At 64.9% G+C, this 13,474-nt stretch carries 1 protein-coding gene (only partly in view); it reads left to right on the top strand.

What is annotated here, in order from left to right:
• A protein-coding gene (locus tag BBF94_RS02235) for a non-ribosomal peptide synthetase (protein WP_082302352.1) crosses the window boundary here: on the top strand, positions 1-13,474 show its 3' portion. The gene continues 1,583 nt to the left of window position 1, outside the view; the window shows 13,474 of its 15,057 coding nt (coding positions 1,584-15,057); the start codon falls outside the window, past its left edge; it ends in the stop codon at positions 13,472-13,474.

The raw sequence follows: 13,474 nt of genomic DNA, 5'->3' as shown, positions 1-13,474 counted from the left end.
CGCGCTGATCGTTGGCGAGGCTGTGCTGACTTACGGCCAGTTGAACGCCCGCGCCAACCAGCTCGCGCACAAATTGATCGAGCTGGGCGTCGGCCCGGATCGGCTGGTGGGCATCGCGGTCGAGCGCAGCGTCGAAATGATCGTCGGCCTGCTGGCGATCCTCAAGGCCGGCGGTGCTTATGTACCGCTGGACCCGGCCTACCCGGAAGATCGTCTGGCCTACATGATCGAGGACAGTGGCCTAGAACTGCTGCTGACCCAGGCGCACTTGCAGATGCAACTGCCGATCCCGGCGGGTCTGGCCACGGTGTTGCTGGATCAACCACAGGACTGGCTGGCGGCGTACCCGACCGCAGCGCCTGAGGTGGCCGTGACCGGCGAGCATCTGGCCTACACGATTTACACCTCCGGCTCTACCGGCAAGCCCAAGGGCGTCATGGTGCGCCACGCCGCCCTGAGCAACTTCGTCGCGAGCATGGTCGGGCAACCGGGCATCGCTGCGGCGGATCGCATGCTGTCGCTGACCACGTTCTCCTTCGATATTTTCGGCCTGGAAATCTACGGCCCGCTGCTGGCCGGCGCCGCCGTGGTGCTGACCGGCAAGGATGTGCATCAGGATCCGCAAGCGGTGCTCGAACTGATCGCCCGCCACGGCGTGACGATGCTGCAAGCCACGCCTTCGACCTGGCGCATGCTGCTGGACAACGAACACGCCGCGATTCTCGATGGCCGCATCTTCCTCTGCGGCGGTGAAGCGCTGCCCCAGGAGCTGGCGCAACGCATGCTGGCGCGTTCGCCGCTGGTCTGGAACCTCTACGGTCCGACCGAAACCACCATCTGGTCAGCATTGCATCCGCTGAGCCCGGACAACGGCCGTCCGTTCCTCGGCAAGCCGATCGACAACACGGCGTTGTACATCCTCGGCAGCGATCTGGAACTCAATCCGCCCGGCGCACCGGGCGAACTGTTGATCGGTGGTGACGGTCTGGCCCGGGGGTACTTCCAGCGTCCGGCATTGACCGCCGAACGCTTTGTGCCGGACCCGTTCTCGACCACCGGCGAGCGTCTGTATCGCACCGGTGACCTGACCCGTTACCGCGCCGAGGGCGTGATCGAATACATCGGACGGATCGACCATCAGGTGAAAATCCGTGGTTTCCGCATCGAGCTGGGGGAAATCGAAGCGCGCCTGCTGGCGCTCGACAGCGTGCGCGAAACGGTGGTGGCCGCTCAGGATGGCCCGACCGGCCCGCAACTGGTGGGCTACGTGGTGCCGGCGTCCGGCGAAGCGCTGGACGCCGAGGGCGAAGCCGCGTTGCGCGCCGCGCTCAAGACCAGCCTCAAGGCTGAACTGCCGGAGTACATGGTGCCGGCGCACGTGCTGTTCCTCGCGCAACTGCCGCTGACCCCCAACGGCAAGGTCGACCGCAAGGCCTTGCCGGCGCCGGACGCCAGTCAGATGCAGTCGGCCTGGATCGCGCCGCAGACCGCCACCCAGCACACCGTCGCCGAGATCTGGCAGGCGGTGCTGAAACTGGAACAGGTTGGGCTGAGTGACCATTTCTTCGAGCTGGGCGGCCATTCGCTGTTGGTGACCCAGGTCGTCTCGCGGGTGCGTCAGGCGCTCAATGTGCAAGTGCCGTTGCGCACCCTGTTCGAACACAGCACCCTGGCAGACTTCGTCGCCGCCCTCGGGGTCGAGCAGGCGCAGCAGGAGCCGCCGCTCGTGGCGCTGCCGCGTCTGCAACCGTTGACCCTGTCCTACGCTCAGGAACGCCAGTGGTTCCTCTGGCAACTGGAACCGACCAGCACCGCCTACCACGTGCCGGCGGCGCTGCGCCTGCGCGGTGAGCTGGACCTGCCGGCGTTGCAGCGCAGCTTCGATGCACTGATCGCCCGCCACGAATCCCTGCGCACCTGCTTTGTGCAAGAGCAAGGCCAGACCCTGCAAGTGATCCAGGCGCAGGCTTCGCTGGAGCTCGCTGTCGAAAGCCTCGACAGCGAGCTGGATGAGTCCGCATTGCGAGCGTTGGTCGCCGAAGAAACCCTGCATCTGTTCGATCTGCAGAAGGGCCCGCTGCTGCGGGTCAAACTGCTGCGCCTGGCCGCCGATGACCACGCACTGATCATCACCTTGCACCACATCGTCTCCGACGGCTGGTCGATGGGCATCATGGTCAACGAACTGGTGGCGCTGTATGCCGCGTACAGCGAAGGCAAGACTGCGCAATTGCCGGCGTTGCCGGTGCAGTACGCCGACTACGCCGTGTGGCAGCGCCAGTGGATGGACGCCGGTGAGCGCGAGCGACAACTGAGCTACTGGACCGCGCAACTGGGCGACGGCGATCAACCGTTGCTGGAACTGCCGACCGACCGTCCGCGTCCGCCGGAGCAAAGCTACCGGGGCGCACGTCAGGACATCCCGCTGAGCGCGGAACTGGTCGCCGGCCTGAAACAGGTCGCGCAAAGGGAAAACGTCACCTTGTTCGCGCTGCTGCTGGCGTCGTTCCAGACCCTGCTGCATCGCTACAGCGGTCAGACCGACATTCGCGTCGGCGTGCCGGTGGCCAACCGCAACCGGGTCGAGACCGAAGGCTTGATCGGCTTTTTCGTCAACACCCAGGTGCTGAAGGCCGAGTTTGACAGTCAGCAGACCTTCCGCAGTCTGTTGCAGCAGGTGAAGCGCACCGTGCTCGGCGCCCAGGCCCATCAGGACCTGCCGTTCGAGCAACTGGTGGACGCGTTGCAACCGGAGCGCAGCCTCAGCCACAGCCCGCTGTTCCAGGTGCTGCACAACCACCAGAGCCAGGCCCGTCGGGCACAAGGCGCGACGCGTCTGTCGAAGATCGAGATCGAAGGCCTGAGCTGGGTGTCGCACACCGCGCAGTTCGACCTGACCCTCGACACCTTCGAATCGACGGACAACGTCTGGGCCGAACTGACCTACGCCACCGACCTGTTCGACGCGGACACCATGGGGCGTCTGGCGCAGCACTGGACGAATCTGTTGCACGGCATCATCGCGGATTGTGGTCAGCGCATCGCCGAGCTGCCGCTGCATGACGCCGCCGAACGTCAGGCCACGCTGCTGCAATGGAACCCGACCGTCGCCGATTTCCCGAGCGAAGCGTGCTTGCATCAACTGATCGAGGCGCAGGCCGCGCGTGCGCCGCAAGCAATCGCCGTCACTTATGGTGAACAGACACTGAGCTATGGCGAGCTCAACAGCCGCGCCAACCAGTTGGCCCACAAGCTGATTGCCAATGGTGTCGGGCCGGACGTGCGCGTCGGACTGGCGGTGGAGCGCAGCCTGGAAATGCTCGTCGGCCTGCTGGCGATTCTCAAGGCCGGCGGCGCCTATGTGCCGCTCGACCCGACGTATCCGGAAGATCGTCTGGCCTACATGATCGGCGACAGCGGCATCGCTCTGCTGCTGACCCAAAGTCATCTGCTGGGTCGTCTGCCGGTGCCCGACTCGGTGCGCAGCCTGATGCTCGATCAGGAGCACGACGGCTTCGAAGGTTTCAGCGACAGCGACCCGCAAATGTCGATGAGCCCGGACAACCTGGCTTACGTGATCTACACCTCCGGTTCCACCGGTCAGCCGAAAGGCACTTTGCTCGCCCATCACAACGTGCTGCGCCTGTTCAAGGCCACCGATGGCTGGTTCGATTTCGGCCCGCAGGATGTCTGGAGCCTGTTCCATTCCTACGCGTTCGACTTCTCGGTCTGGGAGATTTTCGGTGCGCTGCTGTACGGCGGCAGACTGGTGGTGGTGCCTTACGAGACCAGCCGTTCGCCGGAGGATTTCTACGGCTTGCTGTGCCGTGAAGACGTCACCGTCCTCAACCAGACGCCATCGGCATTCAAGCAATTGATGCAAGTGGCGTGCGCTCCGGAACACGCGGCGGCGCAACCGTGCCTGCGTTACGTGGTGTTCGGCGGCGAGGCGCTGGAGGTGAAGAGCCTGCGCCCATGGTTCGAGCGCTTCGGCGATCAGGCCCCGCAACTGATCAACATGTACGGCATCACCGAAACCACGGTTCACGTGACCTACCGGCCGATCTCCCTGGCCGACCTGCAACGCGATGCCGGCAGCCCCATCGGCGAGCCGATTCCGGACTTGTCCTGGTACTTGCTGGACGGTGACCTGAACCCGGTGGCCGAGGGCTGCATCGGCGAGCTGTACGTCGGTCGCGCCGGCCTGGCTCGCGGTTACCTGAACCGCCCGGATCTGACCACGCTGCGCTTCATTCCCGATCCGTTCGCCGCCGATGGCGGGCGTCTGTACCGCACCGGTGACCTGGCGCGTTATCGCGCCGACGGCGTGATCGAATACATCGGGCGGATCGACCATCAGGTGAAGATTCGCGGCTTCCGCATCGAACTCGGTGAGATCGAAGCGCAGTTGCTCGAACAGGCCGCCGTGCGTCAGGCGGTGGTGCTGACGCAACCGGGCCTCAGTGGTCAGCAACTGGTGGCGTACCTGGTGCCGAGTGATGTTGCATTGCTCGACGCCGACGCTGCCGAACAGGGCCAGTGGCGTGACAGCGTGCGGGCCGCACTCAAGGAAACCCTGCCGGATCACATGCTCCCGGCGCACTTGCTGCTGCTCGAACAATTGCCGCTGACCGCCAACGGCAAACTCAATCGCAGTGCCTTGCCATCCCCGGACGCCAGCCAGGCGCAGCAGGCCTATCAGGCCCCGCAAAGCGAACTGGAACAGCGCCTGGCCGAGATCTGGCAGGACGTGCTGAAGCTGCCGCAAGTCGGCCTGAACGACAACTTCTTCGAGCTGGGCGGCGATTCGATCATCTCGATCCAGGTGGTCAGCCGCGCCCGTCAGGCCGGCATCCGTCTGAACCCCAAAGACCTGTTCCAGCACCAGACCGTGCAGCGTCTGGCGCTGGTCGCGCAGACCGGCGGCAGCGCATCGACCGTCGATCAGCAAGCGGTCACCGGGCCGGCGTTGCTGTTGCCGATCCAGCAGCAGTTCTTCGAAGATGACATTCCCGAGCGCCACCACTGGAACCAGTCGGTGCTGCTCAAACCACGCCAATCGCTGGCGGCCGAACAGGTCGAGCAGGCGTTGCGTGCACTGGTCATCCATCACGATGCCTTGCGTCTGAGCTTCCGTCAGCAGGGCAGCGGCTGGCAGGCCGAACACCTGTCGGTCGATGCGTTGCCGCAAAGCCTGCTCTGGCAGGAAAGCATTGCCGACATCGCGGATCTCGAAGCCTTGGGCAACCGCGCCCAGCGCAGCCTCGACCTGCAAAACGGCCCGCTGTTGCGGGCGGTGCTGGCGAATCTGGCCGATGGCAGCCAACGCCTGTTGCTGGTGATCCACCACCTGGCGGTGGACGGCGTGTCATGGCGGATTCTGCTGGAAGACTTGCAAACCGCTTATCAGCAAGCCCTCAGCGGTCAGGCCCCGAGCCTGCCGGCCAAGACCAGCGCCTTCAAGGACTGGAGCGAACACTTGCAGCGCTACGCCAATGGCCCGGCGTTGCAGGAAGAACTGGCGTACTGGCAGGCCTGCCTGAGCGACGTCAGCACCGATCTGCCGTGCAAGCGCAGCGATGCCGGCCAGCAAAACTGTCTGGCGCACACCGTGCAGACCCGCCTCGGCGCGGAATTGACCCGGCAGTTGCTGCAAGAAGCCCCGGCGGCCTATCGCACTCAGGTCAACGACCTGTTGCTGACGGCGCTGGCCCGGGTGATCGGGCGCTGGAGCGGGCAGGCGTCGACGCTGATTCAACTGGAAGGCCATGGTCGCGAAGAGCTGTTCGACGGTGTCGACCTGACCCGTACCGTGGGCTGGTTCACCAGCCTGTTCCCGGTGCGCCTGACCCCGGCCGAGGGCGCGGGGGAGTCGATCAAGCAGATCAAGGAACAGCTGCGCTCGATCCCGAACAAAGGCATCGGTTTCGGGGCGTTGCGTCACCTCGGTGATGCCGACGCGCAAAACAGCCTGAAGGCGTTGCCGACTCCGCGCATCACCTTCAACTACCTTGGCCAGTTCGACGGCAGTTTCGAAGCCGATGACGGCGCGCTGTTCGCGCCGGCGCCGGACAATGCCGGCCTGGAGCAGAGCCTGGATGCACCGCTGGGTAACTGGCTGACCCTCAATGGTCAGGTGTATGGCGGTGAACTGAGCGTTGGCTGGACCTTCAGTGAAGAACGTTTCGACCGCGCCACCATTGAAGCCCTGGCCCGCGACTACGCCGATGAGCTGGCCGCGCTGATCGCCCATTGCCTGACGCCGGGCGTGGAAGGCCTGACCCCGTCGGACTTCCCGCTGGCCGGCCTGACCCAGACGCAACTCGACAGCCTGCCGCTGCCGGTCGCGCAGATCGCCGACATCTATCCGCTGTCGGCAATGCAGCAGGGCATGCTGTTCCACAGCCTGTATGAGCAGGCGACCGGCGATTACATCAACCAGGTTCGCCTCGACGTCGAAGGCCTCGACCCGCAGCGCTTCCGGCAGGCCTGGCAAGCGGCGGTGGACAACCACGACATCCTGCGCACCAGTTTTGTCTGGCAAGGCCAGGTGGCGCGTCCGGTGCAGGTGGTGCACAAACAACTGGAGATGCCGTTCAGCGTGCTCGACTGGCGTGATCGCAGTGCCGATCCGGCAGCCCTGGATCAGTTGGCCGCGAGCGAGCAGGCGCAAGGTTTCGATCTGAGCCACGGCCCGCTGCTGCGCATGGTCGTGATGCGTCTGGATGAGCGGCGTTGTCACCTGATTTACACCAACCACCACATCCTGATGGACGGCTGGAGCAACTCACAGTTGCTCGGTGAAGTCCTCCAGCGTTATGCCGGTGAAACCCTGCCGGCGCCCGCCGGGCGTTATCGCGACTACATCGAATGGTTGCAACGTCAGGACGCCAGCGTCAGCGAACACTACTGGACCGCGCAACTGGCCAACCTGCAGGAGCCGACCCGTCTGGCCCAGGCGATTCAGGCCCAGCGCAGCGACGAGTCGCGTGAAGGTCATGGTGAGCGCTACGTGTTCATCGATGCCGATCAGACCCGGCGTCTGGGCGAGTTCGCCCGGCAGCAGAAGGTCACCCTCAACACCTTGCTTCAGGCCGCATGGCTGCTGCTGTTGCAGCGCCTGACCGGGCAGGACAGCGTGGCGTTCGGCGCCACCGTGGCCGGGCGTCCGACCGAACTCAAGGGGGTCGAGCAGCAGATCGGCCTGTTCATCAACACCTTGCCGGTGATCGCCAGCCCGCGTCCGGACGACAGCGTCGGCCAGTGGTTGCAGCGTGTACAGGCGCAGAACATCGGCCTGCGCGAGCACGAACACACGCCGTTGTTCGATATTCAGCGCTGGGCCGGGCAGAGCGGTGAAGCGCTGTTCGACAACATTCTGGTGTTCGAAAACTATCCCGTGTCTCAGGCCCTGGAGCAGGGCGCGCCGCAGGAGTTGCGTTTCGGTGGCATCGACAACCACGAGCAGACCAACTATCCATTGACCTTGGCGGTGAACGTCAGCGATGAGCTGTCGCTGCACTACAGCTACCAGCGCGGGCACTTCACCGATTCGGTGATCGAGCAATTGAGCGCGCAACTGCACAACCTGTTGCAGCAGATGGTGCAGTCGGGCGAGGCCTTGCTCGGTACGCTGGATCTGCTCGACAGCGCCGACCGCCGTTTGACGGTCGAGCAGTGGAACGCCACCGCCGTCGACTATCCGCTGGAGCAGGGCGTACACACCCTGATCGAAGCCCAGGCCCTGCGCACCCCGGACGCACCGGCGCTGGTGTTTGCCGGCCAGAGCCTGAGCTACGCGCAGCTCAATGCCCGCGCCAACCAGCTGGCCCATGGCTTGATCGCCCGTGGGGTCGGCCCGGATGTGCTGGTCGGTATTGCGGTCGAGCGCAGCCTGGAAATGGTCATCGGTCTGCTGGCGATCCTCAAGGCCGGCGGCGCTTACGTACCGCTGGACCCGGAATACCCGCGTGATCGCCTGAGCTACATGATTGCCGACAGCGGCATCGACCAGTTGCTGACTCAGCCGCACTTGCTGGCCAGCCTGCCGATTCCCGACGGCGTACAGACCCTGTGTCTGGAACCGTCCGGCGCGGACTTCGCCGGGTTGCCGACGCATAGCCCGCAAGTTGAATACGACGCTGGCAACCTGGCTTACGTGATCTACACCTCCGGCTCCACCGGTATGCCCAAAGGGGCGGGCAACGCCCATCGCGCCCTGACCAACCGCCTGATGTGGATGCAACAGGCCTACGGTCTGGACGCCAGCGACACCGTGCTGCAGAAAACCCCGTTCAGCTTCGACGTGTCGGTGTGGGAATTCTTCTGGCCGCTGATGACCGGCGCCCGGCTGGTGGTCGCGGCACCGGGTGACCATCGCGATCCGGCGAAGCTGATTGCGCTGATCAACGCCGAGCGTGTCACCACGCTGCACTTCGTGCCGTCGATGCTGCAGGCCTTCCTGCAGGACACCAACGTTGCGAGCTGCACCGGTCTCAAGCGCATCGTCTGCAGCGGTGAAGCACTGCCGGTGGATGCGCAGGTGCAGGTGTTCGCCAAACTGCCGCAGGCCGGTCTGTTCAACCTGTACGGCCCGACCGAAGCGGCCATCGACGTGACCCACTGGACCTGCCGCGACGAAGGCCGCGATGGCGTGCCGATCGGTCAGCCGATTGCCAACCTGTCGACCTTCATTCTCGACAGCGGCCTCAATCCGCTGCCGGTGGGGGTGGCCGGTGAGCTGTACCTCGGCGGCATCGGCCTGGCCCGTGGTTATCACCGTCGTCCGGGGCTGAGTGCCGAGCGATTTGTCGCCAGTCCGTTCGCGGCCGGCGAGCGCATGTATCGCACCGGTGATCTGGCGCGTTACCGCGCCGATGGCGTGATCGAGTACGTCGGGCGCATCGACCATCAAGTCAAACTGCGCGGTCTGCGGATCGAGCTCGGTGAAATCGAAGCGCGGCTGATGGAGCATGCTGCCGTGCGTGAAGCGGTCGTGGTTGCCCGTGATGTGCTGGGCAGCCAACAACTGGTGGCGTACCTGGTGCCGAGCGATCCGGCGACGCTCGATGCTCCGGACACCGTGCGCAATGAACTGCACGAGAACCTGTCGACCTGGCTGGGCGCGAGCCTGCCGGATTACATGGTGCCGGCGCACCGGATGTGGCTGGCGCGGATGCCGCTGAGCCCCAACGGCAAGCTCGACCGCAAGCGTCTGCCGGCGCTGGAGTTTTCGGCTTCGCAGCAACATGTCGAGCCGGTCAACCCCACCGAGCAGGCATTGGTGGAGATCTGGAAAGAGGTGCTGGGCCTTGAGCGGATCAGCACCAACGACAGTTTCTTCGCCTTGGGCGGCGACTCGATCATCTCGATTCAGGTGGTCAGCCGCGCCCGTCAGCAGGGCCTCGAACTGAGCCCGAAAGACCTGTTCCAGCAACCGACCATCCAGCAACTGGCCGTGCGTGCCCGGGCCATCGAAGGCAACCCGGCACCGGTGGCCGCGCTGGTCGACCTGCCGCTGCACGGCTTGAGCGAGGCGCAGATTGCCGAACTGCCATTGCCGGAAGGGCAACTGGACGGGCTGTACCGCTTGTCGCCGATGCAGCAGGGCATGCTGTTCCTCGGTCTGAATTCGCCGGACGGCGACCTCTATATCAACCAGGTGAGCATTCCGGTGCAGGGCCTGGAACCGGCGCGCTTCAAGGCTGCGTGGGAAGCGGTAAGCCGTCGCCATGACATTCTGCGCACCGGTTTTCTCTGGCAGGACATGGCCGAGCCGCTGCAATTCGTGCTCGCCGATCCGCAACTGCCGGTGAGCCTGCTCGACTGGCGTGATCAGGATCACTCGCAAGCCGCGTTGCAGGCGCTGGCCGCCAGTGAACGGGCCAAGGGGTTCGACCTCGACCGTCCGCCGCTGCAACGCCTGACGCTGGTGCAAGTGGGCGAGGACAGTTATCAACTGATCTGGACTTATCACCACATCCTGATCGATGGCTGGAGCAGTTCGCAGCTGATCGGCGAGGTGCTGAGCCAGTATTCGGGCCAGCCGTTGGCCGAAGCCGTGCCGTACCGCCGCTACATCAACTGGCTGCAACAGCAGGATGCCAATGCCAGCGAAGATTTCTGGCGTGAACATTTGCGTCTGCTCGACGAGCCGACCTACCTCGCCGACGCGGTGGTGCGCACCGGTGACGGTCGCGGGCATGAAGCGCTGTACAGCCGTCTGGGCCAAACCCGCACCGAACAGCTCAAAGCCTTCGCCCAGTCCCAGCGGGTCACCCTCAATACGCTGGTGCAGGGCGCGTGGCTGATGCTGCTCAGCCGTTACAGCGGCCAGCGCAGCGTGACTTTCGGCGCTACCGTGGCCGGGCGCCCGGCGAGCCTGCCGGCGTCGGAATCGATCCTCGGTCTGTTCATCAACACCTTGCCGGTGATCAAGGATGTGCCGGCGCAACAGGCGGTCGGTGACTGGCTGCGCGACCTGCAGGACTTCAACCTGGAAATGCGCGAGCGCGAATACACGCCGCTGTCCGACGTTCAGCGTTGGGCCGGCCGCACCGGGCAGTCGCTGTTCGACAGCATCATCGTGTTCGAGAACCATCCGATCGATCAGGCGTTGCGTGAGTGGCGCGACGACTCGCTGACGTTTGGCGAGAGCGCCAGCGCGGGCCTGACCAACTTCCCGATGGACCTTATGGTCACCCTCGAAGAAGGACTGGTGATCGAGTACATGTTCCTGCGCGAGCACTTCGACCGGGCGACCGTCGAAGGCATTCGCAGCAACATGGAGGGATTGCTGGTTGCGTTGACCGAAGACGCTGCGCAACCGCTGGGCCGCATCGGCCTGCCGACCGCGCAGGTGGCGGACAAGGCACCGGTTGCGGTGCAGTCGCCAGCGTCGGCGGTGCATCAGCGCATCGGCCAGTGGGCTGCGCAACGCGGCGAGCAAACCGCGGTAGTCTTCAATGATCAAACGTTCAGTTACGGCCAGATCGAGGCTCGGGCCAATCGTCTGGCCCATGCGCTGATCGCCGAAGGCGTCGGCCCGGAAGTGCGGGTCGGCGTGGCGTTGCCGCGCAGCGAAAACATGATCGTCGCGCTGCTGGCGGTGCTCAAGGCGGGCGGTGCCTATGTGCCGCTGGACGCGACCTATCCTCGCGAGCGCCTGAATTATCTGATGCGCGATTCCGGTATCGCGTTGCTGCTCAGTGATTCGAGCCTGCGTCAGGTGATGCCGACCCAGGACAACCTGCATGTGCTGGAGCTGGATCGACTGGACCTGAGCGCTCATCTGGATACGGCGCCACAGGTTTCGGTAGAACCGGACAACCTGGCGTACGTGATTTACACCTCCGGCTCCACCGGTTTGCCAAAAGGCGTCGGCGTGGCCCACGGGCCGCTGGCGATGCACTGCCAGGCGATCGGTCAGCGGTATGAAATGAGCGAAGCCGATTGCGAGTTGCACTTCATGTCGTTCGCTTTCGACGGCGCCCATGAGCGCTGGCTGACCACGCTGACCCATGGCGCACGCCTGCTGATCCGTGACGACAGCCTGTGGACGGCCGAGCAGACGTACAACGCCATGCATCAGCACGGCGTGACCGTGGCGGCGTTCCCGCCGGTGTACCTGCAACAACTGGCCGAACACGCCGAGCAACACGGCAATCCACCGCCGGTACGCATCTACTGCTTCGGTGGCGACGCGGTGCCGGTGGCGAGCTTCGAACTGGCCCGGCGTGCGCTCAAGCCGCAGTACATCATCAACGGCTACGGCCCGACCGAAACCGTGGTCACGCCGCTGATCTGGAAGGCCGGCGCCGAAGACGAATGCGGCGCCGCCTACGCGCCGATCGGCAGTGTGGTCGGCGAGCGCAGCGGTTACGTGCTCGACAGCGATCTGAACCGTTTGCCGGTGGGCATCGCCGGCGAGCTGTATCTCGGCGGGGCGCTGGCGCGAGGTTATCTGGGCCGTTCCGGCGGCACCGCCGAGCGTTTCGTGGCCAACCCGTTCAGCGCCGATGGCAGTCGTCTGTACCGCACCGGCGACCTGGTGCGCCAGCGTGCCGACGGTACGGTCGACTACCTGGGGCGGATCGACCATCAGGTGAAAATCCGTGGTTTCCGCATCGAGCTGGGTGAAGTCGAGGCGCGCCTCAAGCAACAACCGGGCGTGCGCGATGCAGCCGTGGTCGCCCGCGAGGGCGTCAGCGGCAAACAACTGCTCGGCTACGTGCTGGCCAGTGCCGATGCATCGGCAGGTCTGTGCGAACGCCTGCGTGAGCAGCTCAAGGCCAGCCTGCCGGACTACATGGTGCCTGCGCACCTGATGTTGCTCGACCGCATGCCGCTGACGCCGAACGGCAAACTCGACCGCAAGGCCTTGCCGGACCCGGACGCCGAACAGCGTCAGGATTACGTGGCGCCACGCACCGAGCTGGAGAAGGCACTGGCGAAGATCTGGCAGGAGGTGCTGAAGATCGAACGGGTCGGCCTCACCGACAACTTCTTCGAGCTGGGCGGCGATTCGATTCTCAGCCTGCAGGTGGTTGCCCGCAGCCGCGTGCTCAAGGCTCAGGGCCTGAGCCTGAAACTGCGCGACCTGATGCAGAAACCGAGCATCGGCGAGCTGGTGGCCAGCGTTCAGGGCTCCGCCGAGAAAACCTCCGGACTGCTGGCGATGAACGCCGAGGTCAAGGGCAAGGCGCCGTTGTTCTGCATCCATGCCGGTTTCGGCACGGTGTTCGACTATGAGCCGCTGGCCCGTCGCTTGAGCGGTCAGCGCCAGGTGTTGGCGATCCAGTCGCGGATGTTGCTCGACCCGGCCTTCAGTGATACGTCGCTGGAACGCATGGCCAGCGATTACGTGGCGCAGATCCGCGAGAAACAGCCGCAGGGACCGTATCACCTGCTGGGCTGGTCGCTCGGCGGTACGCTGGCGATGCTGATGGCGGCGCAGCTTGAGCGGGAAGGGCAGCGGGTGCAGTTTGTCGGTCTGGTGGACAGCTTCGTGGCGTCGGCGGCGATCAATGCCGGTGCGGTGGATGACTGGCGAGCCGATCTGCGTGATTTCCTGCGGGTCACGCTGCCGGACGCCTCGGACGTGACCATCGAGGGTGAAGAAACCGTGCAGAACCTGCGCGCGATCTTCAGCACCGCGATGGGCACCGAGACTGGAGCGTCGACCTACGTGGCGCTGGGGGCCGACGAACTGGCCCATGTGTTCAGCGTGGCGCGCCGGCTCAAGCAGTTGTCGTTGCAGCTCGACCGCTGCCCGCCGCTGGCGGTGCAGCCGATCTGCTGGTGGACTCTCGGCCGCGAAGAGGAGGCGGTGGAACTGGCCGCGCAACTCGAACAGCCGGGCATGGGCGGCGAATGGCTGGACTGCGGGCACTTCCAGATCCCGCGGGATGAAACTTTCCTGTCCGAGGCTGAAGAAATGCTCGGCGAGTTCGTTGAATCAGTAGTCATGTCCTGA

The sequence above is a fragment of the Pseudomonas bananamidigenes genome, from assembly GCF_001679645.1.
In the GTDB taxonomy this organism is placed as follows: domain Bacteria; phylum Pseudomonadota; class Gammaproteobacteria; order Pseudomonadales; family Pseudomonadaceae; genus Aquipseudomonas; species Aquipseudomonas bananamidigenes.
The sequence above is the reverse complement of the archived record's forward strand: the minus strand, read 5'-3'. Positions and strand labels throughout refer to the sequence as shown.